This window comes from Nitrospirota bacterium, from assembly GCA_004296885.1.
Classification (GTDB): domain Bacteria; phylum Nitrospirota; class Nitrospiria; order Nitrospirales; family Nitrospiraceae; genus SYGV01.
The window spans coordinates 1-21,545 of sequence record SCVN01000021.1 but is presented as its reverse complement, the minus strand read 5'-3'; the positions used below and the strand labels follow the sequence as shown (position 1 = coordinate 21,545).

Genomic DNA, 21,545 nt, shown 5'->3' with positions numbered 1-21,545 from the left:
AAAGCCGATAGCTTCGATGCGCTTCGAAAAAATCCGCGAGTTCTTTCGCTGGCTCTATCGCTACCGGTCCATCCGCCTGACCCAAGACGGCACCAGGTTTGTCCTGCTGACGCTCGCCATCGGGGTCGCGGCCATCAACACCGGGAACAACCTGCTATACCTTCTGCTGGCGATGATGCTCAGCCTCATCGTCATGTCGGGGATCCTGTCGGAGCAATGTCTCCGGCAGTTGGAGATTCAGCGGCTCTTGCCCCGGGAGGTCTTCGCCAACCGGCCGGCCACCGGCGGGTTCTCGATCGCAAATCGGAAACCACGTCTGCCGACGTTCTCCCTGCGGGTGATGGACGTGGTCGGCTCGACCGCCATCGACCGGGGCATCCACCTACTCCACCTGCCGCCGCAAGCCGTGACCATCCAGTCCTATCCGCTCCTGATCTCCCAGCGGGGCCTCTACCGCCTCGATGGGGTCAAATTGCTCACCAAGTTTCCCTTCGGACTCTTTTTGAAAGCCGCGAATCTGCCCCTGAAAGATGAGCTAGTGGTGTACCCGGAAATCAGGCCGCTTCCGGAGAGCCTGGTCCATGACCTGACGGCATTGGGGCATGAACAGTCCATCCCTCGCCGCGGACCGGGTGTGGCCCTCTATAACCTCAGGGGATACCAGGCCGGGGACGAATCGCGCGCGATCCACTGGAAAACCTCGGCCCGTCAGGCCCGGCTGATGGTCAAGGAAACGGAAGCGGAGGATCAACGGCATGTCACGTTGGCCCTCCCCACCGCTGTGCCGGAAACGGAGCCTGCACGATTCGAAAAGGCGGTGGCGCTGACGGCGTCGCTCATGGCTTTTTTCCACGAACAGGGCTATGCGATCAGCCTCATCCTCGAAGCGATTGCGATCCCTCACGATTCCGGACAGGCGCATCTGCACCGGCTTTTCCACGCCCTGGCCCTCTGCCAGCCAAGCCCGACCCTGACGTCCACTGCGTTGCCGGACCCATGGCTGACGTTGGGCGAGCGGACCGGGCAAGGGGACCTGACCCTGCTGGTGCTGCCCTGGGACGATCCCCGATTGGCTCGCGTAAAGGGGCAGGTGAACCGCGTCGTAACGGTCTCCGAGGCGCTATGAAACCGGACCAAGCCTTGCGACTGAGTTCCGCCATCCTTGCCGCCTCCGGTTTCACCGCGCTGGCCTTGACCGGCGAACTCCCTATCGCCCTACTGGTGGCCGGCGCCGCAGCCCTCCTCGCCAGCCTGACGCCCATCGCTCCGTGGAAGGACCCCGAGGGGTCGGCCTCGGCCGGGGCCCTGCTCCGACTATCACGTCCAACCTGGAACGCTCTGTTGCTCACGGCCTTCGCCGGGTTTCTGGCGGACTGGCTGTGGATCTCCATGGACTTGCTGCCGGCCGGGATTCACTTCCTGGTCCTCCTGATGATCAGCAAGCTCTTGACGCTGCAGGAACGGAAAGACTTCCTCCATCTCTATGCGATCAGCCTGCTCGAGCTACTCTCGGCCGCCGCGCTCACGACGGAACTCTGGTATGCAGCCGTCTTTGTGGTCTTTCTCCTAGCCACCATCTGGACCCTGCTCTTATACCACCTGCGTAACGAAGCCGAGGAGCTGGCCTCCGCGCCGTCGGCGTCAGGAACGCCGGTCGACCCGGTCCATAGACCCGGGCCGCTCACCAGCCGTTTCTTCTGGACCACCAACCGGATTGCCATCGGCGCGTTCTGCCTCACACTGGCGATTTTTTTCCTGACCCCGCGTATCGGGGCCGGTTTTTTTAACAAGCATCGGGGAGAACAAATCCGGACCACCGGTTTTTCCGAACAGGTGGACCTAGGCGCGATGGGCGCGATCAAGCTGGACCAGACCGTCGTCATGCGGGTGGAGTTCCCCGAACGGTCGGAACCGCTCTCGGCGGCCGAGCGGATCTATTTCCGCGGCGCCGCCTTCGACGTCTACAATGGGCGCTCCTGGTCCAAACGCTCGGCCTCTCGACGCTTGGTCTGGCGCACCGCGGACGGCCTGTTCAAGGTTGCCCCCGACCAGACTCCTCATGAGGGGCAGACCGGCCTTAGGCAGGACATTCTCATTGAAGCCTTGGACACGACGACATTGTTCGCGGCCTCGTTCGTCTCGTCCGTGAAGAGTTCCTTCGATCTCCTCCGGGCCGACGAGATGGACGCCCTGTCCCTGCCCTATACGCCGATGACCCGGTTCCAGTACAGCGCCTGGTCGTTCCCCGACCACGTACAGGACGAGGAGCGAATCGCCCGGAACGCCTCGTATCCGCAAGAGATCGCCGACCAGTACCTCCAGATGCCCGAGCTGAGCCCCAGGGTCAGCACATTGGCCCGACAGGTCACCGCACAGGCACGCACGCCCTATGACCGGATCGTCGCGATCGAAGGGCACCTGCGCAGCGCCTACCAATACAGCCTGGACGTCGGCCCAACGGTGCCCGTGCATCCCGTTGAGGAGTTTCTCTTTGCCCGCAAGACCGGCTACTGCGAACACTATGCCACGGCCATGGTGATGATGCTGCGCACGCTGGGCATTCCCGCGCGCCTGGTCACCGGATTCCTGCCCGGCGAGTGGAACGGGTTCGGACGCTACTACACGATCCGCCAGCGCGACGCCCACGCGTGGGTGGAGGTCTATTTCCCCCGCTCCGGCTGGGTAACCTTCGACCCCACCCCCAGCGTGCCTGCCGCCGCCTCGAACCAACTGTGGGCGGGAGCGGGCCGGGTCATCGACTCCATCCGGCTAAAGTGGGACCGGTTCATCATCCAGTACAGCCTCCGCGACCAGATCAAGGTGGCGCAAGGCATCCGGGAACAGAGCGAGAAGGTGCGGGGCCAGGCTCTGGGCCTCGTCGCGACCGTTCACCGATGGACTGCGAATCTGCAGGACTGGATCAGGCAACTCGCGCTCTCGCCGGAGAACCTGTTGACGGCCGTTTGGGGAGGCGGCCTGCTGCTCCTCCTGCTCATCACCACATGGGTCTGGAGACAACACCGACGCAACAGCCGCCCTTCCGAGTTTCCCACCGTTCGGCAAGCCACAGTGGTCCGCCTCTACGGCCGGATGTTGCAGCTGTTGGCGGCGCGCGGGATCGTCAAGGCACCGGGCACGACGGCGGTCGAATTCGCCGGCATGGTCATCAGGGACTGGTCGGATGCCGGCCTGTATGTCGCGCCGCTGACCGAGCTCTACTGTCGAGTTCGGTTCGGGCAGGCCCCCCTCTCGCCGCAGGAGTTGCAGCAGGCGGAAGCCCTGTTGAACGGGTTACGCAACGCCGCGCAACAGGGAAACTCATGAGAGGTGTCTCGATGCTCTTGCACAACTCTTTTTCGTCCGCTCGGCTGGCGGGATGGCTCGTGGTGATGCTGGTTATGCCCGCCTGCACCCATTTCAACCAAGGGCTGACCGCCTACAAACATGGGGACTTTCAGACGGCTCTCGTGGAGTTTCGCCAGGCTGCCGAGGGAGGCGACGCAGAGGCCCAGCACAATCTGGGGCTCATGTACGTCCAGGGCCAAGGGACCGAACGGAACGAGAAGGAAGCGAGACATTGGTTTCAAAAATCGGCCGAGCAAGGGGCCGCTGCCGCTCAGTATAATCTCGGATTGATGTGCGCCAACGGACAAGGCGGCCCGAAAGATACAACCGAAGCGGCCCGCTGGTACCGTAAGGCAGCAGACCAAGGGGATACGAAAGCCCAGTTGAATCTCGGGGTTCTGTATGACGAAGGCGACGGGGTCCCCAAGAATCAGGAAGAGGCGGTCCGCTGGTACCGCAAAGCAGCGGACAAGGGACTCGCCAAGGCCCAATTCAACCTGGCCGTGGCTTACGACAAGGGCGAAGGCGTCTCTCAAGACGACAAGGAAGCGGTCCGCTGGTACAAGAAAGCCGCAGAACAGGGAGATCCCCATGCCCAGTACAACCTGGGCCTGATGTACGACGAGGGAGAAGGGGTGCCTCAGGACGACAAGGAGGCTGTGCGCTGGTACCGTAGGGCCGCGGAGCAAGGCGATCCCCATGCCCAGCACAACCTGGGCCTGATGTATGCCAAGGGCGAGGGGGTCGCGCAAGACAACGTGTCGGCTTACCTGTGGCTCACGCTGGCCCGACTCGGAGGATATGCAGATCCACTGGGGTCACAGGAGACGTTCGCCAAAAAGCTGACCGCTCAACAGCTGGCCGACGGCCAGAAGCTCGCCAAGGAATGGCAGGTTAGATTCTCGCCGGCTTCCTTGAAGCACTGATTCGCTGAAGAAACCCCTGGTCCCGGTTCAAGCCGCGGCAGGAAGAAAAACCAAACTGAGGGGAAAACCTCTCCTGGCGCATATGATCGAAGCGCCGGGACCAAACGAATGGCAGATTCGAATGAACTTAAGGGTTTTCTCCGCTGGCCACCGATCGCGATCAAACGATAAAAAGTCCAGCGGTTCACGCCAAGCGCGGAAAATCTACTGAAGGATGAGGTACTACTCCGCCTGCATTTGATCAAAGCAGGCGGATCAAACGAAGTTTGGTATGGAGCGGGAAACGGGATTTGAACCCGCGACCCTCGCCTTGGCAACTCGAAAAGACGGTATAAGACAATAGCCTGATAGAACGCCTGGTTTCCCCATTTTTTATAAACTTGTTAGGCATTTGTAAGTTTCAATGGTCTCCATTTGACTACCATTGGTTCAGGTGGTTTATGAGGACTTCCGTCACAATTTAGTCACAATTTTGTCTACAGTGGATTGAGGATTTGAAACCCGTCACTCACCCCAAACTTCCAAGTCTCAAACTCCGCAATTGGCGGTCTGGTCTCCCATAAATCGAGCCAATTGCGGAGGTAGGCGTTTCCTAGCCTTCCATTTGCTCCACTCTGTTTAGACCCTTTTCGGTCCAGAAAAGCACAAAATTAGCACAGTCGCGGTATATTCCCAGGAGCAAGGAGGTTATGCTTTCTGAGGCGTCTGCTCTTAGGTGGTGAACCAGCCACTATGGGGCTTTTAAGCGTTACGAGACTATGAGTTGCCAAGAAAAAGGTAAGCGAGAAGTGTTAGTTCGCGAAATTGACTCTATAGAACTTAGGCGTTTTATGAATGAAGTTGCTCTTCCATCATTGGATCAAATTTCATTTGAGCGACTTTCAACACATGCATTCTCAGATGAGCTAAAGTCAGGTGATAGGCGATTTTCCCCTTTAGATGGCCACACCTATTTCCTAATAGAACATCATAGTATTGCGGAATGTTTAATTGGGATTAAGTTTGAAAGTCGGATAAAGTCCGGCCAGCAAATGATCATAGCCGGGCTTTCTTTAGGACGTATTGTTCCTGAAGTTGAAGGAAGAGATAAAAAAACTCATTCAAGTAGAATGTCTGGCAGGGAGTATCTGGAGGAGTTCATTGCCCAGGTGCTACAGGCTGAAGCTATCTATTTAATCGTGGCGCGCCTAAAAGAAAAGGGGTCGCTTGCTGCTTTTAAGGCACTTGGTGATATTTGCAGAAATGAGAACCGATCTTATCAGGTGGGATTTAGGGGGTTGACTGCGTACGTTTCAAATTCTATCGCTCTTCTTAGGGAGACTTGCCCTTTTTAGATGCTTGGCGCAGTGCCTAAGAACGGCTCTTGAGACAAGCTTGTCGATAGCGTTGGATTCTCTTGTATTCTGGTTCACCGTAGATCTGTTCTTCCAATTTCTTCCAACGTACTCCAGAGAGAGACCCTGCCTGAGCATATCCGAGGCGTTCAGCTCTTTTGCCAAGGCCTGTGTAGCTAAGCGTTGTTCTTGTTTCGCGTTTCATTTTGATCAAGATATCTGGTGTGCAGTTACTCTTGGCAACATGGGCTTCCAGTAGCCAGGCTTCGAAGTCGTTTTCCGGGAATATTAGTTCGGCCGCAAAAACCTCAGCTCCAATTTCAACTGGATCACTTTCATTTGAGGGATCACAGTACGATGGGATGGTTTTACCTGAATCTGCCAAGTGATGTTTTAACTCGTGCGCCATTGTGAAAATGTAGGGATCAAGGGGCAGATCTCGGGCAATCATCACGGTGGGTCCTAGATCATCGTTAAAGTACGCTCCTCGCAGGTTCTTCAGGCTGTACGGCCATAGGTCGATTCGAATACCATACCCTCGATAAATTGTCCGTATATCGGACTTGCTAACACGAGGCGTCGTCAAGCCGTGATGTTTTCGGACTTCGCGGGCAAGCGATTTCATCTGTTCATAATAGGCAGACCTGCTCACTTCACCTCTGTCCTTTTGCGTCCTGCTTGAGGTCGCGATCCGCTCGGATAAAGACTACGAGCACGACGGAATTCGGCATATCTTCTGAGCTCATCAAGATCTTCAGGTTTTAATTGCTTGGCTGTTCTTAGCAATGCGGCAATACCTTCGTCAGGAACCGCTTGTTCGGGGGGAAAGAATTCTAAAATAGATACACCAAAAAATCGAGCTAGTTGGTTCAGGTCTTCGAGCGAAGGACGATACGTGCCTGTTTCCCACCGAGAGATCGTGTTTGGTGTTACCTTTATTTCCTTGGCTAAAACCTCCTGGGATATTCCGGGTGCTTCCCCGTAAGACGCCCTAAGCTCTCGGAGCCGCTTGGCGACGTATTCGAATAAATCCATTACTGTCTCCCTTCTCTGAATATCCTTCAACGGGAATTAAATATCCTAATTTTGTTGACAGTCGAGGCTGGTTTGTCTATTATACCGTTCCGGGAAGTAATTACAACATAAAAGGTGGTGAGGGCGAGCTCCAGGGATGTGTAGAGGTGAGAGCGTAGTCGCGGTTAACCTATTATTTAGAAGGGAGAACGATAATGGCGAAACACAATCAGCATGTGGTTCCCCATCCAGACGGGTGGGCAGTGAAGCCGGCTGGCGGTGACCGTGCATCTTCAGTCCATGACACCCAGCGGGAAGCAATTGAGCGTGCTCGTGAGATTGCCCAGAACCAGGGGACAGAGCTTTTCATTCATGACAGGGGTGGGCAAATCAGAGAAAGGGATTCCCACGGTAAGGACCCATTTCCTCCGCGGGGCTAGTTGAAAACAGGTTCGCCGTGAGGGATGTGTATAGACAACAAGGAGGTTTCGTATGAATGAGATACTTATGGAAGAAGAAGTTGATATCGAAGAATTGTCGAAGGCGGGAAAGCCGATTCCAGTAGCACGGAGGTATCGTATCCGGATCGACAAGGAATACCGAGTGACGGAGAAACCACAGCTGACCGGACGGGAGATTCTGAGCTTGGTCGATAAAAAGCCAGAGGGATTTATCCTCTCGCAGAAGCTTCGCGGTGGCCAAGTCAAAGTGATTGGTCCCAACGAAGTTGTCGACCTGAGGCAGCCCGGTGTCGAGCGCTTTATGACGACGCCGCGCGATACCACGGAAGGTGGGAGCCATGAGGCGTGAGTTTCGTCTCCCTGAAGGTGACGAGGAGCATCTGAACGGTTGCCAACTGTCGTGGGAGACCATAATAGAGGCGGGTACTCGTTGGCTTATCATTCACGATTACCCAATTCCCACAGGGTACAATCTCCGGGCGGCGAGTGCGGCCCTTAGAGTCACCCCATCGTATCCTGATGGGGGGCTCGATATGGTGTACTTTCACCCACACTTAGCGCTCGTCAGCGGCCTGACAATCAAAGCGCTTACCCCGCATCCTCTTGAGGGTAGACAGTGGCAACAATGGTCTCGCCATCGAACACCCCAGAATCCTTGGCGCTCGGGCGTGGACGACATCTCGACGCATCTGCTACTCGTTGACGACTGGCTCTCTCGGGAGCTTAACCGTTCATGAGCCGTGTAAAGCTCAGAATCACGGGTCGTCAATATGCGACGATCAAACGCCACCTATTTCCCGGCGACGGCTGTGAAGCCGTCGCCGTTGGGTTGTGCGGCCGACACAACGGCTCCGACGAACATATTCTTACCCTCCGCACCGTAGTACCTATTTCTCATGCAGACTGTGAGAGAGACCCATGCCATGTGAAATGGCCAACGGGCCAATTACTGCCGCTGCTCGAAGAAGCAGCAAAACGAAACATGGCGATCGTGAAGATACACTCGCACCCAACCGGCACCAACCAATTTTCTTCGACGGACGATAAATCCGACGATGCTATTTTTTCATCCGTTTATGCGTGGACTGACACTGACGACCCACATGTAAGTCTGGTAATGGTCCCCAACGGTGACCTTTGGGGCCGCGTAATCCTTGAATCTGGAGCCTTCGCTCCACTATCCAGCGTTGCAGTTGCTGGTGATGACCTACTCTTCTGGTATCCAGGTGCCCCCGCCCATAAGGTACCGGAATTTGCTCGTCGGCATGCTCAGCTGTTTGGAGCGGGAACAACGACTAGACTGAGGAATCTCACCATTGGGATAGTGGGATGTTCGGGGACGGGAAGTATAGTTGTCGAACTTTTGGCCCGACTTGGAGTTGGAAGGCTAATACTTGTTGATCCCGATCGCGTAGAGGAGAAGAATCTAAACCGGATTATAAATGCCACCAAAGAAGACGCCTTTCTTGGCCGCTTCAAAGTTGAGGTCGCGGCAAGAGTTATTGCTCAAATGGGACTTGGGACCGAAGTTCAGCTGATTCGAGATAACTTAATTACACCAGATAGTGTGAAAGCTCTGGCAGCCAGCGACGTTGTGTTTGGGTGTATGGATGGAGCAGAGGGGCGTTATGTCTTGAATCGTCTGGCGACGTTCTATCTCATTCCATATTTCGATGTTGGTATTCGTCTAGATGCAGACGGTGAGGGAGGAATAGCCCAGGTGTGTGGTACGGTTCATGCGCTTCAACCAGACGGGTCAAGCCTTCTGAGCCGAGGTGTATACACAATGGATCGGGTGGAAGCGGAAGGTGTCATGCGAACGAATCGCGCATTGTATGAAAAGCAAGTACGGCAAGGCTATCTTAGGGGCGTTGATGAGGAACGGCCGGCGGTGGTTAGCGTTAACATGCAGTTGGCAAGCATGGCTGTGAACGAATTTTTGGCTAGGTTGCATCCATACCGATACGATAAGAACAGTGGGTTTGCGGTCGTACGCTCGAGCTTGATCCAGGGACACACTTATTGCGAGCCTGAGGGTACTCCCTGCCAAGTGCTCTCGCGACACGTAGGAAGAGGTGATGTTACACCGTTGCTAGATATGCCTGAGCTAAGCGTTTAGGCAATGTCATGAATTGGCGCAAACTCTGGCAGTCAGCGTCGCAGTGGTTCAAAGGTAGGCAGGTTCTTGTCTCTGAGCAAGTTGATGAGATCCCTGACTGTCTGGCGAAGGGAAAGCTGTACTTATTGGGTGAGGGAAGGCATCTCTGGGCCGTTGCAATGCAGTGCCCCTGTAGTTGTGGGGGCATCATTCATCTGAATCTCCTCCCCGATGCACGGCCATGTTGGCGATTGATCCATCATCGTGATGGAACTATGAGCTTGACCCCTTCAATTTGGCGTCAGGGAGGCTGCCGGAGTCATTTTTTTATTAGAAATAACCGTGTGGAATGGTTTAGGCCCGCCGGTCTGGCATCGGGAGGTATCTGAACAGCTTTGTATTTGAGAACAAATCTTGTAGTATTGAAAATTAGGAGCGGGTGAACTGATGTCCTCCGATGACCTGACGGGTAAGCGAGTAATTATCCTAGCTGGGTCCCATACTGGGCAAGAGGGTACCTGCATGGGCAGGTCTGTTGATGGTGTCCACTGGGCCGTTTCTCCAGATGATAGCAATGAGATATTGCAGTTATGCTTTGAGGAAGAGTTCGGGATCTTAATAACTTTTCAGCCGCCACACCGTAGGCAGGAGTCATAATAATGCTTCTTAGGCACAACCAACAGAACTCTCGATTTTTGGTCTTTACTTACTTTTTGGCGAAGGCTTAGACGCTGGTGGTTTCTCTTTGGAACCAGGTTCGGCTACCTGCTCAACGATTGAGGGAAAGATAACTTCTCCATCCTTCAAGGTCATGAGTAGGACCCCATTCTGTTTTATCCAACCGAATGAGATACTTTTTCTATATCGTTGCGGGTATGGCTCAGGATATTGCTTGAGCCAGCTTTCGAAGAACTGTTCTTTCAGCCAACTCCCGTGAGCGTATCGAAGATCAACGTTTTTCAAATTGTTGCGATGATCAAAGAATAAGTGTCCGACCTCCATGTCTTTCCGCAGTTTGTCCTTTCCGGTGTTCTTGTGATATTGGTACTCATAACTTCCGCCATCCTCTGCAGACTTGACTTCATACCCAGACAAATCAATACCCGATCCGAGTTTAGTTCCAAGATCTCTCACGAGCATTGATGCAAAGACTTCCCAGTCTGATGACATGGCGACTCCACCAGGTCTGACGCCGCGAGCAGAATAAAGTCTAAGCTTCCCCTGGACTGGGCCATACATGTAAGCGTGGAAAAACATCAACGCTTTTTCAAAGTCGAGATTTGTGGGGGGGCCACCTGTTTTGTATGCCTTGGGTTGAGGAATGTCTTTCATAATTGATCGCGGGTTAGGATTAAAAGGAAGGTAGAAGAGGATTTACGCAGTAGTTAATTACCCACTCAACCGCTGGAACGCACACCGCATCTCCAAAGCCAAAGAGAGCATCGTTGTATGGGACGTCGATTTTGAAAGTATCAGGTACGCCTTGGAGGCGAGCATACTCTCGAGCAGTCATGTTTCGAGCTCTCCATGTGCCATAACCCGCTTGTATCACAAACTGTTTACTGCTTCCCCCTCGAGGAGTTCTTAGACACCCTGCCACTCCGTCAGCTCTTACCTCGGCTCGGCACCCTGCCGGCCGCACTCGTTTATAAACCGTCGCGAATTTCGTTCGCTTTGACCCAATAAGATCGCTTAATAGTTTCTTATGTAGGGGACTCATTTGGTGAAACAGACGAGCTTGCCGGTTTTTATCCCACCAGATAGGTGATGTGCTCTGAAATCGTTCCATTAGATCATCAAGATCGTGTTTTCTTTGCGGCAAGGGAGGTAAGATTAGATGGTTCCACTTGAGAGCTGGATGGTTTCCTATAAACTCAAGGATCTGTCGAGGACGTGTTGTGTGCGATTGAAGACCCGAAAATCGCTTAGGCCGAGGGCATAGGGACCCGATCACAAATAGGCGGGGACGACTTTGGGGGACGAAGTGCGCTGCGTTCACCACAACAATGTCATAAGAATACCCTAGCGTGCCTAGGGAACTGAGGATTGCTCGAAGATCCTCTCCGCCGTTGGATGAGAGAAGCCCAAGAACATTTTCGAGCATAACCGCAAAAGGTCTCCGAGTGCCCATCTCCTTAATGATCCGGTAGAACTCCCAATATGCGGAAGAATGTTGGCCATTTAAGCCGCTTCTGTTTCCTGCTAGTGAGAGATCAATACACGGAAATGATACTGTGGCGAGGGCAATACTCGGCATCATCTTGGCGCGTATATTTCGTATATCCCCTAAAACAAAGTCATGATCACCAAAGTTAGCTCGGTATAGGGAAAATTTTGACGGATCAATATCATTGGCAAAATTGACTTGCCACCCAGCACGTTCGAGTGACATCCTCACGAGACCGATCCCTGCAAAAAACTCTGCCGCGCGATTCCTGGTCACGATACACTCTCGATTGTTCGACGAATCCGACGCAAACATTGATCGGGCTTCGCTTTGATGTCACTTTCCCACAAACGTATTACATGCCAGCCGAGACGACGGAGTTGACGCGTTATCTTCCGATCACGCTCAATGTTTCGATTGATCTTTTTAATCCAATAGGCGCGATTTCTCGATTGGTCGAACTGGTGAGCGAGTGATGGTAGCCCCCTAAGTCGCCATTGATGGCCGTGCCAAAAATCTCCATCCACGAAGACCGCGACCTTTTCTTGGGAAAAAGTTAAATCTGGGCGACCAGGAACATTTGTAGGATGATAGCGAAGACGCCTCCCTAGGGACCGTACGGCCTTGCGCAGCCGCATCTCTGGCTCAGTTCCTTGAGAGCGCACTGAGGACATTATCTTGGATATAACAGCAGGATCTCGCTTCGTTGCTGGTAACTTCCGCTTTGTGCTCTTCATTGTCGCACAGCGGCAGTTTACTAACTCTCAGGGTTTTTAGAAACGCTTCTCGAAGGGGAATTTTCAGAGCCCTTATATGTCCTCATGGAGCAGCTGTCAACAAAAATCTATATGCAGGGTGTATGGCTATCGTCCCATACCCCATATTGGGTATATTTATTGCTTGTCCGTGTCCAGGACGAGCCCTCGTTAGTTCTTCCTAAGATTCGGTCGCCACTCATGGTTTTTCGATGAGCACTCTAGAAATCTCTCTGGCAACCTCACAGTGATGCGATCTGTAAGGGTCAGCGAGACTCTGCAGCCTTGCCGTGTTTCCGGATAAGGGATGTTGATATATCCGAGGGAAGAGGGGCAAAGGGCTTTCTCCCAGAAGATCGCACGCTAGGACTCATGCGCTGCTATCTTCAGGAACCGCACATATCGGGGCAGTCCGGCTCATGGCAAAATAGGCACTGCAGCAATCCCTCTGACTGGGCGCATCAGTCGCACCTTGCGTTCCTAGTTCTGGATTCTAGAAATGATACACGCACTTATGTTGTCGTATCTGTTTGTCCTCACTACGGCTCCCCTCTCTTCTGTTGTGGCATCGCTAAAAACGGAAAATACGGCTAGTTGTTCGCTCCTATAGAGCTGGGGACAAGTACGACGGCAGTAGTTCTCCGCCCACTTCATATAGCGGCTCACAGTTCTTAGTAGCCCATCCGATGGCTTCTGCTTCCTGACGCATCTCGCGTCTCACGGTTTCTCATCGGTTAACCAGTCGCTCCCGACGCACAGCGGTTGCAGATCCCCGCGTTCGTTAATGGCTCGGCATCGAAGTTGCCATGCGTCAGATGCATGCCCCGCTCTGCTCACATAACGCTCGATCTGCTCGCTTATGCGTAATTGCCTGTACTCACCCCTCCTCGTATAGTCACCGTCACACGCAGTCATCATTCTTGGACATGAGGATGTCATGAGTTTGTTGTCAGCGAAGGAACTTGCGGTGCACTTGAGCGTCAGCGAATGGACGGTCAAGCGCGCCTATCGGCTGGGCACGATTCCGGGTGAGCGCCTAGGCAAACTCCTGCGGTTCGATCTGACGGAAGTCCGGGAAGCCATGCGCCAACTGGGCCGGGCCGGTCAAGGAGCGGTGGCCGATGACCCGGCGCGGATCGGCGGCAGCCGACCGCGCGGTGTCACGGAGCCGGCCAGGATTCGTCGGACGGGTACATCAACGGTCCGGCATGCACGGAGGCAGACATGACCGGGCAACGTCCAGACAATCGACCGGAGATCGTTTTCGATCCCCCTTGTGCTCAGATTCTTAAGACTACAACTAATTCGGTCCCGGAGTGGATGTAATGGCCTTGCAAGACAATACCCACGAATCCTGGCGGACGGCCGTCTATGGGGCGTTGCTGAACGCCGGCAAGGCGTTGGCGGCCGAACGCTTTAACCGGTGCGGGACCTCCTGCAAGCTTTCCTGCGGACACTGTGGGACCGGACGGACGATCGCGCAATGGTGCGAAACACGGGTCTGCCCCGACTGTTCGGCTCGACGGGCCAAGCGCATTCGGTACCGCGTGATCAACCTGATGAAGGGGCATCCGGCCACCGGAGGCCATCGGGCCAAGGAAATCACCCTGACCGTGCAGACGAGCGGACGGTTTCAGGAGGCCGTGGAACGGATTACCAAGGCCCTCCCCCGTTTGTGGAAAAGCTACCTCTGGCGGGATGCGGCGGGACGGCGGTGGCACGAGGCGAAGCGGGAACCGGGCAAGAAGGAGTGCGTGACCGGGGCGGTCTGCGGGTTGGAGTTCGGCCCCCGCAACGGCAACGTGCACGTCCACATGCTCTACCTCGGGCCCTATCTGGTGTTCGCCGAATTGCGGGCGATCTGGCGCAAGCTCGTGGGCGAAGGCTCCGTGTTCGTCTGCGCGGCCGGCGGAGCTCGGGCGGCGGTGGCCGAAGTCATCAAGTACATGTCGGATCTCAAGAAGCTGCCGGGGTCGCGCGTCGTGGAACTGTACGAGTACCTGGAAGGCAAACGGCGTATCCGCTCCTACGGCATCCTCCGGGGCGTGGAAGGGGAAGCGGGGGACGATCAGGAACAGCCGGTGTGCACCACCTGCGGCGGGACCACGTGGCTGACGGAAGCCGGGCTGGAATGGGTCCTCCGGCACGGCCGGCCTGGGCCGGAGCCGGGAGGGTAGCCATGCGAACCAGATGTGTTGTGCCCCTGCCCTGGCCCGACGGCTTCACCGGGGGCTGTGTGCGCTGCGGAGCAGAAGAAGCCGTCTTAGTGGTCTGTTTGCAATGTTTGGCGTCGGTCTGGACCTGTTCCGACCATGTCGTTGTGGTCGCCCGCGACATGTGCGGCTCACAAGTGGCGACCATGTGCGCGCTCACCGAGGAGGTGTTCCGTGAAGCTGTATGGGGAAGGGCTGTTGTTGGGGACGAGCGAACGGAAGGGCAAGGAGAAGCTCTACCGAAGCGTGGAGGTCTACCTGGAAGGCCAGGAGCCGGGGGCGATGAAGTTGAACATCCCGGAAGGCTCGGCCGGCTTGCTCCAGACCTGCCAGGCGCTCAAGCAGAAGCCGGTCAAGGTCACGGTGGAAGTCCGGCCGGTGCCGAAGCTGGGGATGACCTTCTTTGACCTCATGGCGGTTGAACCGGTGCGGTAAGGCGTGCGGGCGGCGGGGCCCCGATGGTGGGGCCTCGCCAGTGGGGAAGATCAGAAGGAGGGCCAGATGGACCCAGCATTCGTCGTGACCGTGGTACTCCTCCTGGCTTTTTTGTCCGGTTTGTTGGCAGGGAAACTATGATTCGTGCCGCACTCGCATTGACCTCCTACCTCGGCCTGACCTGGCTCCTGCTGGTCATGTTCTGTATCTGGCCGAAGGAGGCCTTGTCCCTCGTCTCCCCTGCCGCCTATGCCCGCGTCGTGGCCCAGGCCGAATGGATCGCCTATCAAGCCGCCACGAAACCGGCGGTGGTCAGCGCCGTGGCGGAAGCGGCCTCGGCCGCGTCGCCGGCCTCCATCGCCATCCGCGCCGTGGCCGGCCCGGTGGGCTGGGCTGCCCTGGGCGTCATGGCCGGGGTCGCGCTCTACCAGACCTTCTACTCGGATGCCAAGATGCAATCTCTTGCCCAGACCATCACGCCGCACCTGGGTCAAGCCTTGTGGTCCATCACATCCGGGAGTGGCAGCCCTGTTACCGTCGGGCCTGGGTTGTCGAATGCCAATATGAACCATTGGGCCACGGTGCAGACCAGCGGCAGTTTTTTCGATGGTCTCTGCGGGTACGGCTACGCATATGTGGTCGGACCGTTTCCGGCCAACGCGGTCCCGAATCTGAACCCGGCGTCGTCACGCTCGGGGCCGGTGGTGGCGCAACTGCCCGATGGGACGCCGGTCAACGTGTATGTCTGTGTGCCGTCCGGTGGGGTCACGCCTTCGACGCAGACCAGCTCGGCGCCGACGAAACAGGACGCCACAAACTATCTCAATAGCTTGCCGGCCAGCAGTCCCGACTCGATCCCGAGCAACAGCAAGCCGCTGGGTTTAGGCGCTACGCCGGATACAGCCGCGCAAGTGCAGACGGTCGCGGTGGCGCCGGGACCCTCCGGAGCCACCCAGATGCAGACCTCGGTCAAGCCCGCCTCGCAAGTGGCGCCGACCGATATCGTGGTGGCTCAGAACGTCCCGTCTCCGTCCGGCACCCAGACGACCTCCCCCACGACGCAGCAGAGCCAGACCACGACGACGACGGTCACGAACCCGGACGGGTCCAAGACCGAGACCAAGACCACGACGGCGACCAGCTCCTGCGCAGCAGCCGCCGGCCATGAACAGCGCACGATGGGGACGGTCCTGGCTCAGCATCAGGCCCTCTGGAATTCGTCAGGTCTGATCGGAGCCGTGAATCTCTTGAAGAACCTGACTTGGCCCACGACGTTGCCCGTGATCGACCTCCCCAGTTCGATGTTCGGCACCCAGCATGTGGACTTCAACCAATGGGCCTGGGCCTTCACGGCGCTGCGGACGCTCGTGATCGCCGTGGCGTCTCTCGCGGCCTATCGCATCATCTTTGTCGGGAGGTAACACCGATGGACGCAGCGGCAGGCATTCTCAATCTCATCTATTGCTGGCTCCAGGATTTCTTCTTCTCGCTCCAGGACCTGTACCTCTGGGCCTGGGATTCGTTGCTCAGTGTCGCCGATAGCACGATCGCGGGCTTGGGGAGCGCCGGCCTCACGGTGCCGGTGATCCCGGACCAATATGCCTGGGTCCTGGGGGCCACGGGCATGTCGCAGGCCCTGGCCATCATCGCCGGAGCGATGGTGACGCGGTTCACCCTTCAAACCATTCCGTTTGTGAGGTGGGGATCATGAGGAATCCACGCATCTGGGCCATGTGGGCGGCGCATCACGAACAGCAGGGGCTCGACCCGCACGACGCCTTGGAAGTCGTCATGCTCTGGGAATTAGGACGGGACGGCCATGATGAGGCTCTGCGTGAGTTAGTCAGGCGCTTCCAGGTCATGGTGGCCCCGCGCCTCCGGGTTGTGGTGGATCAGATCGAGCGGATGCTGCAGGACACGGGGATCTAAATGCTGCTGCCTCGGTTTCTTCAATCATTGTTCATCCTGGGCTGTCTCCTCCTGATGCTGGAGCTGTGGGATCACACCAGGAGACCGAAATGATCGAACTCTATGAGGGCGTTCCAGGCTCCGGCAAGAGCTACTACGCCGTGGCCGAGAAACTGCTCCCCGCTGTCCGCAAAGGCCGGCGCATCTACCTCTACGTGGACGGCATCTATCTGGACCGGCTGGCCCTCTTTACCGGCATCCCCCTGGCCGACCTGCAGCAACAAATCACGGTCTGGGGCGATCCGATGGATGTCCTGGCGATGCACCGGAGCGTGGAACCGCAGTCCCTCGTCATGATCGACGAGGCCCAGACCGTCTTTCGGGCCTTGGAACGGGTGGACAAGTCCCTCCTGCGCTGGTTGGAGACCCACAGACACTATGGCGTGGATGTGCTGGTCTGCTGCCAGGACTACAAGCAAATGAGTTGCGGTGTGACGCGGCTGGTCGAGGCCACGGTCAAGTTCCGCAAGCTGGCCCTGGTCGGCCTGCAGCGCCATTCGCAAGCCAAGGTGCGGGGGAACCCGGAAGATCAGGAGATCATCCGCACCTTCACCTTCAAATACTCGCCGGAGGTCTACGCCTACTATTCCAGCTATGCGGCGGCGGCGATCCGGGAAGAGAAGCGGGCGCATACGGTCTGGAAGAGCGCCAAGGTCGCCGCGGGACTCGTGGCCGGCCTCTTCGCGGTCGCGCTGGTCTTGTGGAAACCCTGGACCAGCCTGGAGACGACCGCGAATGCGCACGCACCCACCGTTGCCACCTCCAAGCCGAAGCCCCTGCCCGGCAACCCGGCTCCCCTACCCCTTTCGCCCCCTCCAGTCGTTGAGAGCCCTGGAGAGCCCGAGCCCGCTGCGCCGGGGATTCGGATTCAAGGGGTCCTGGTCGTCGAGGAGGGATCGGCCGAAGAACGAATGCCGCGCTATCTGTTGGAGGACGGATCGATCCTGACCGCCTCGCAGATCACCGGCCGGTACGGGATCTTCGTCAAGGAATTCCGGGACGGGCCGCTGGCGCGGCTCGTGGGAGAGGGCATCCACTATGAATCAAACGGCCATTAACGCCCTGGCGTACTACACCGCCATCTTCTGGCTCCTCGGCTACGCCGTGGGCCTGATTACGAAACTGATCGCCCCTCATTCCTGAGGGGTCTCTCCCCTGGGAGCATCCAGGGGCGCGGGTGGGCGGGTCCACCATCACAAGGAGGTGCCGTATGAGACGGCTTGTTCACTCCGTCCGGGCGGTCGTGCTGAGCCTCGCGGTGGCGCTGGTGGTGCCGGCGTTGACCTGGGCGCAGGCGACGCCGATCTTTCCGGTGTCGTCCGACGTGGCCACGGTCAAGTCGGACATCCTGCTCTGGGCTACGGCCTTGATCGGCGTGGCCCTGGCCATCTACGCCTTTAGGCGCGTCAGAGGGCTGGTGCGCTAAGGGCGGAGGGGATGGGCGGGGGAGCGCGCCCCTCGTCCGTCCTTTCGCCAACCAAGGAGACCACACCATGACCGCCACCGCCATTCATACGATTGGGCAAACCTTGCAAGCCGACTTGATTGCCTGGGGCGCCGCGGCCATCGGCCTGGCCATCGTCGCCGCCGGGGTCAAGTGGATCATGCGGCTGTTGAACTGAGAAGGAGAGCCGGAGAGGGTGGCCCCTCCCCGGCTTTGAGAGGCCGCTAGTCGCAGCAACCCTGATGGAAGCGTTGGCGATGGGCAAAGGCCATCATGCAAGACGGGCACAGAGCCAGCTCGGCCCTGGTGCTGGGATCGAAGACGGGAGTCAGCGAACCGGCCGGTTGGCCGCAGTCGCTGCAGGTGTGGGGCGTGGGAGCGGAATGATGAACAGTCGTCAGAGACATACTCGAACTCCTTTCGGTGGTTATGAGTGTCTTGGCCGTCATCGGTTACACCGGCCAGCCTTGATCGGCGAAGCTGTAGACCTGCTCCTCGCCGAGGATCAGATGGTCCAAGAGCGTGATCCCGAGCAGCTCACCGGCATCCCGGAAGCGTTTGGTCAGGACACGATCCTCGGGGCTCGGGGTGGGATCGCCGGAGGGGTGGTTGTGAACGCAGATGAAAGCACAGGCGTTCATCAAAATGGCCGCTTTGAAAGCTTCACGAGGGTGAACCACGGTGATGGTGAGCGAGCCGGTGGAGACGATGTTGACGCCGATAATGGCGTGCTTGGCATCCAGGCAACAGACGGCGAATTGTTCCCGGTCCAAGCCGTCGAACAAGGGGCGCAGAGCGGTGGCGGCACTGCGGGAGTCGGAGAGCACACGGGAGGGGGCGGAATAGCCTGGTTCACGGACTAGGCTGATCCGGTACTTGGGCACACGGTAGGGCGTGGCAACAGGTAACGATTGGCTCACCGACACCGGCTTAGACATGACACCCTCCCCTCACAAAAAAACATTTTTCGCCCCACCCCGCACAAACTCAGGGGGTGTGGGCGTGAAGGGTCAATCGGGCGAGGCTCTCGCAGCGCCCAGGACTGAACGGGAGGGGCCTGGAGGGAGGGAACCGGGAAGGCGTGGGCCGCTGCTCTTCAGCCTCGTCCCGCAACCGCTGGGACTTCAGCTCCAACGCCGGCGGACACGCGGGCGCATTGTAGGGGGGAGCGGGGGGATGGCGAAGACTTCCCCCCCGTTTTGTCAGAGGGAAACGGTTCTCATGCTTCTGACAATTAAGGACCTTTCAAAGCAGTTGCAGGTGACTCCGTCAACGCTTTACGCCTGGGTGGCACAGAGGAAAATCCCCTTCGTCAAGTTGCACAGGCTGATTCGATTTCGGAGCGAGGACATCGAGCAGTGGCTTGGGTCGCTGAACAAACCTCTGCCTCCATTTGGACAGATGCAGTTTGAGAAAAAAGACCTTGCGGACATCGACGTTCTCATTGCGAGGGCGAAGCGCCAAGTCTATACTGGTCCTGGGGAAACCAGGCCGATATCAGGCTCCATCGGAAAGGAGGTCCGAGATGGGGCTGTATAGACGAGGAAAGGTCTGGTGGATGACGATTATCTATGACGGTGGGCGCGTCAGACGCTCCACAGGGACGGCAGATCGACGGTTGGCGCAAGCCATCCTAGCGAAACTGCAAGTCCAGATTATCGAGGGGCGGTTCTTCGAGACCAGGGAAGAAAAGCAGCGGACCTTCGGCGAAATGGTTCAGCGGTATTTGCAGGAGGTCTCAGTGACAAAGGCGCCGGGAAGCACTCTCAGAGACCGGCAATGCGCCGATCACTTGCTGCCATGCTTCGGAGACAAACTGGTCTATCAGGTCGGTTCCAAACTGCTGGGTGAGTACAAGGTGAAACGACGGGCGGACGGTGCAGCACCGGCCACGATCAACAAAGAACTGGGGATGGTGCGCCATCTGTTCAATGTGGCCATTCGGGAATGGGAATGGTGCCGGGAAAATCCGATGCACCGAGTCTCCCTGGAGCCGGTCCATAATGCGCGCGATCGGTGGCTCACTGCCGACGAAGAGGGGCGCCTGCTCAGTGCCTCGCCCTCCTGGTTGCAGGAGCTGATCACCTTCGCGCTCAATACCGGGATGCGGCGGGGAGAAATCCTCGGGCTCAAATGGCAGGACGTGGATCTCGCTCGCGGGGTCCTCGTGGTCATGAAGAGCAAGAACAAGGAGCACCGGACCATTCCACTGAACGGGCGGGTCTTTGAATTGTTGGTGGAGAAACAGAGCCGAAGGGTCAAATCTCAGGACTTGGTATTCACGACCTCCAGCGACACGATGAGAGACGAGCGGAATCTGACGCGCGGCTTCTACGTGGCGTTAGAAAAGTCCGGGGTTGAGAATCTGACCTTTCATGACCTGCGGCACACCTTCGCAACTCGCCTGGTCCATGCCGGCGTGGATTTGTACAAAGTCCAGCGGCTCCTCGGCCATAAATCTCCGGTGATGACGCAACGCTACGCGCATCATTCGCCGGAGAGTTTGCGGGATGGAGTGGCGGTGTTGGACCGACTGACGACCGAGCGTCAGTCACAATTTAGTCACAATCGGGCACCGATCGAAAGGGGCCTGATTGTAAGTAGTGGAAAAGTTGGAGCGGGAAACGGGATTTGAACCCGCGACCCTCGCCTTGGCAAGGCGATGCTCTACCACTGAGCTATTCCCGCTCTCACGACCCGCAGAAGGAACCGATTCTACTCATCGGTTGTCCCACTGTCAAGCCGAACTCGGTATACCAGGCTGAGCTTCCCCCGACATAAATAAGTACTTCACCCTGATCGGCAAAGCCGGTTTCGGCTGAGGTCCGCACCCCAAAGAGCATGTAACATTGCACCGTTTCGTTACCAAACGGTATCGCCAAGAAATATAAATATAAGATGTTGAATTATTTAATATTATTATCACAATTTCATCTTATTATCCTTCCGGCGCTACTATTGCTACTCAACTACGCCAGTTTTTCGCAAAGTCGCCTGAAAAGCAAACATTAAATTCATTTAACTATCAATTGTTTATGTTTTTTTATGCGTATGAAATTTTATGGCATTTTGGTGCCAATATTGCTTCTCTTTGTGGGCCATGTGGTCATCATCAATGCGTCCAACGGCCATTTATGCATGAAAGTCGGGGAAGTTTCCAGGACTCTGGTCGGGCCGATGGCGCAAATCCAACGAGGAGGGGGGTGATCGAAAGCAGTGGTTCTGTAGTCCGGTCTTTTGTGCTGGGTTACCAGCGTTCAACTTAGGAGGTGTTTTCGATGTTTTTATCACGCAGACAGTTCTTGAAGGTCTCGGCCGGGACGGTCGCGGCGGTGGCGGTGGCCGATAAGGCCCTCGCGCTGACGGCGCTCCAGCCGGTCATCGA

At 56.9% G+C, this 21,545-nt stretch carries 27 protein-coding genes and 1 tRNA gene; 20 read left to right on the top strand and 8 right to left on the bottom strand.

From position 1 onward, the window contains the following. The first annotated feature begins 16 nt into the window (after positions 1–16). The 4 genes from EPO61_12705 to EPO61_12690 all read left to right on the top strand — a co-directional run bounded on the left by EPO61_12705 (position 17) and on the right by EPO61_12690 (position 5,605). Positions 17–1,126, top strand: coding sequence for a DUF58 domain-containing protein (locus EPO61_12705; GenBank protein TAJ07588.1), 1,110 nt, complete (start codon positions 17–19; stop codon positions 1,124–1,126). Next, positions 997–3,324 (top strand): DUF3488 domain-containing protein, encoded by a 2,328-nt coding sequence (locus EPO61_12700; GenBank protein ID TAJ07587.1) that lies wholly within the window; start codon positions 997–999, stop codon positions 3,322–3,324. Before EPO61_12705 ends, EPO61_12700 begins: the two co-directional genes overlap by 130 nt. After that, entirely contained in the window at positions 3,321–4,271 is a 951-nt protein-coding gene (locus tag EPO61_12695) for a sel1 repeat family protein (protein ID TAJ07586.1), read from the top strand. The genes EPO61_12700 and EPO61_12695 overlap by 4 nt, the downstream gene beginning before the upstream one ends. Positions 4,272–5,029: 758 nt before the next feature. Beyond that, positions 5,030–5,605 carry a hypothetical protein gene (locus EPO61_12690; protein ID TAJ07585.1) on the top strand — a complete coding sequence of 192 codons (576 nt, stop codon included), beginning with the start codon at positions 5,030–5,032 and terminating at the stop codon, positions 5,603–5,605. A 16-nt stretch (positions 5,606–5,621) separates the two neighbouring features. On the opposite strand, the gene EPO61_12685 is transcribed toward EPO61_12690, so the two are convergent. Together EPO61_12685 and EPO61_12680 are read right to left on the bottom strand one after the other, a co-directional pair. Next, positions 5,622–6,257 carry an ImmA/IrrE family metallo-endopeptidase gene (locus EPO61_12685; GenBank protein ID TAJ07584.1) on the bottom strand — a complete coding sequence of 212 codons (636 nt, stop codon included), beginning with the start codon at positions 6,255–6,257 and terminating at the stop codon, positions 5,622–5,624. Continuing rightward, the gene (locus EPO61_12680) at positions 6,254–6,640 is read right to left on the bottom strand and encodes an XRE family transcriptional regulator (GenBank protein TAJ07583.1); all 387 of its coding nucleotides are present in this window, start codon (positions 6,638–6,640) and stop codon (positions 6,254–6,256) included. Before EPO61_12680 ends, EPO61_12685 begins: the two co-directional genes overlap by 4 nt. A 194-nt stretch (positions 6,641–6,834) precedes the next feature. Here EPO61_12680 and EPO61_12675 point away from each other — a divergent pair, with 194 nt between their 5' ends. The 5 genes from EPO61_12675 to EPO61_12655 are packed head-to-tail and all read left to right on the top strand — an operon-like array spanning position 6,835 to position 9,567. Further along, on the top strand, positions 6,835–7,059 hold the full coding sequence (locus tag EPO61_12675; protein ID TAJ07582.1) for a DUF2188 domain-containing protein: 225 nt from the start codon (positions 6,835–6,837) through the stop codon (positions 7,057–7,059). A gap of 52 nt (positions 7,060–7,111) precedes the next feature. Further along, positions 7,112–7,429: a hypothetical protein gene (locus EPO61_12670; protein ID TAJ07581.1), complete on the top strand. Its 318-nt coding sequence runs from the start codon at positions 7,112–7,114 to the stop codon at positions 7,427–7,429. Next, entirely contained in the window at positions 7,419–7,817 is a 399-nt protein-coding gene (locus tag EPO61_12665) for a hypothetical protein (protein ID TAJ07580.1), read from the top strand. The genes EPO61_12670 and EPO61_12665 overlap by 11 nt, the downstream gene beginning before the upstream one ends. Further along, the gene (locus EPO61_12660) at positions 7,814–9,199 is read left to right on the top strand and encodes a ThiF family adenylyltransferase (protein ID TAJ07579.1); all 1,386 of its coding nucleotides are present in this window, start codon (positions 7,814–7,816) and stop codon (positions 9,197–9,199) included. Before EPO61_12665 ends, EPO61_12660 begins: the two co-directional genes overlap by 4 nt. Before the next feature lie 8 nt (positions 9,200–9,207). Next, positions 9,208–9,567 carry a hypothetical protein gene (locus EPO61_12655; protein TAJ07578.1) on the top strand — a complete coding sequence of 120 codons (360 nt, stop codon included), beginning with the start codon at positions 9,208–9,210 and terminating at the stop codon, positions 9,565–9,567. Between the two features lie 313 nt (positions 9,568–9,880). Here the strand turns inward: EPO61_12655 and EPO61_12650 are convergent, their stop codons facing one another. From EPO61_12650 to EPO61_12640, 3 genes are read right to left on the bottom strand one after another with little or no spacing between them, the layout of a single operon-like run. Continuing rightward, the gene (locus EPO61_12650) at positions 9,881–10,510 is read right to left on the bottom strand and encodes a hypothetical protein (GenBank protein TAJ07577.1); all 630 of its coding nucleotides are present in this window, start codon (positions 10,508–10,510) and stop codon (positions 9,881–9,883) included. A gap of 19 nt (positions 10,511–10,529) precedes the next feature. Next, positions 10,530–11,660, bottom strand: a complete 1,131-nt coding sequence (gene dcm / locus EPO61_12645; GenBank protein ID TAJ07576.1) for a DNA (cytosine-5-)-methyltransferase — start codon at positions 11,658–11,660, stop codon at positions 10,530–10,532. Continuing rightward, complete coding sequence (locus EPO61_12640; protein ID TAJ07575.1) at positions 11,618–12,082, bottom strand: very short patch repair endonuclease; 465 nt, start codon at positions 12,080–12,082, stop codon at positions 11,618–11,620. Before EPO61_12640 ends, dcm begins: the two co-directional genes overlap by 43 nt. A 955-nt stretch (positions 12,083–13,037) precedes the next feature. On the opposite strand from EPO61_12640, the gene EPO61_12635 reads away from it, so the two are divergent. The 8 genes from EPO61_12635 (at position 13,038) to EPO61_12600 (ending at position 18,142) form a co-directional block, all read left to right on the top strand. Beyond that, on the top strand, positions 13,038–13,328 hold the full coding sequence (locus EPO61_12635; protein ID TAJ07574.1) for a hypothetical protein: 291 nt from the start codon (positions 13,038–13,040) through the stop codon (positions 13,326–13,328). Between the two features lie 97 nt (positions 13,329–13,425). Further along, the gene (locus EPO61_12630) at positions 13,426–14,277 is read left to right on the top strand and encodes a hypothetical protein (GenBank protein ID TAJ07573.1); all 852 of its coding nucleotides are present in this window, start codon (positions 13,426–13,428) and stop codon (positions 14,275–14,277) included. Between the two features lie 210 nt (positions 14,278–14,487). Next, the gene (locus EPO61_12625; GenBank protein TAJ07572.1) at positions 14,488–14,748 is read left to right on the top strand and encodes a hypothetical protein; all 261 of its coding nucleotides are present in this window, start codon (positions 14,488–14,490) and stop codon (positions 14,746–14,748) included. Positions 14,749–14,885: 137 nt separating this feature from the next. Beyond that, complete coding sequence (locus tag EPO61_12620; GenBank protein TAJ07571.1) at positions 14,886–16,169, top strand: hypothetical protein; 1,284 nt, start codon at positions 14,886–14,888, stop codon at positions 16,167–16,169. Continuing rightward, the gene (locus tag EPO61_12615; protein TAJ07570.1) at positions 16,082–16,459 is read left to right on the top strand and encodes a DUF2523 domain-containing protein; all 378 of its coding nucleotides are present in this window, start codon (positions 16,082–16,084) and stop codon (positions 16,457–16,459) included. Before EPO61_12620 ends, EPO61_12615 begins: the two co-directional genes overlap by 88 nt. Further along, on the top strand, positions 16,456–16,677 hold the full coding sequence (locus EPO61_12610) for a hypothetical protein (GenBank protein TAJ07569.1): 222 nt from the start codon (positions 16,456–16,458) through the stop codon (positions 16,675–16,677). Before EPO61_12615 ends, EPO61_12610 begins: the two co-directional genes overlap by 4 nt. A gap of 89 nt (positions 16,678–16,766) precedes the next feature. Next, positions 16,767–17,774 (top strand): hypothetical protein, encoded by a 1,008-nt coding sequence (locus EPO61_12605; GenBank protein ID TAJ07568.1) that lies wholly within the window; start codon positions 16,767–16,769, stop codon positions 17,772–17,774. 152 nt (positions 17,775–17,926) lie between these two features. Further along, positions 17,927–18,142 carry a hypothetical protein gene (locus EPO61_12600; protein ID TAJ07567.1) on the top strand — a complete coding sequence of 72 codons (216 nt, stop codon included), beginning with the start codon at positions 17,927–17,929 and terminating at the stop codon, positions 18,140–18,142. A gap of 242 nt (positions 18,143–18,384) precedes the next feature. On the opposite strand, the gene EPO61_12595 is transcribed toward EPO61_12600, so the two are convergent. Then, a complete protein-coding gene (locus tag EPO61_12595; GenBank protein TAJ07566.1) occupies positions 18,385–18,567 on the bottom strand; it encodes a hypothetical protein in 183 nt (60 codons plus the stop codon). A 45-nt stretch (positions 18,568–18,612) separates the two neighbouring features. Then, complete coding sequence (locus EPO61_12590) at positions 18,613–19,098, bottom strand: DNA repair protein RadC (GenBank protein ID TAJ07565.1); 486 nt, start codon at positions 19,096–19,098, stop codon at positions 18,613–18,615. Between EPO61_12590 and EPO61_12585 the strand changes: the two genes are divergently transcribed. Then, the gene (locus EPO61_12585) at positions 19,097–19,699 is read left to right on the top strand and encodes a DNA-binding protein (protein ID TAJ07564.1); all 603 of its coding nucleotides are present in this window, start codon (positions 19,097–19,099) and stop codon (positions 19,697–19,699) included. The genes EPO61_12590 and EPO61_12585 overlap by 2 nt on opposite strands. A gap of 19 nt (positions 19,700–19,718) precedes the next feature. Then, on the top strand, positions 19,719–20,795 hold the full coding sequence (locus EPO61_12580; protein TAJ07614.1) for a site-specific integrase: 1,077 nt from the start codon (positions 19,719–19,721) through the stop codon (positions 20,793–20,795). Here EPO61_12580 and EPO61_12575 read toward each other — a convergent pair. Further along, positions 20,774–20,848 (bottom strand) — tRNA-Gly (locus EPO61_12575). The two genes, EPO61_12580 and EPO61_12575, sit on opposite strands and share 22 nt — an antisense overlap. Before the next feature lie 590 nt (positions 20,849–21,438). Here EPO61_12575 and EPO61_12570 point away from each other — a divergent pair. Next, on the top strand, positions 21,439–21,545 hold a 107-nt coding region (locus EPO61_12570), incomplete at its 3' end, for a twin-arginine translocation signal domain-containing protein (GenBank protein ID TAJ07563.1).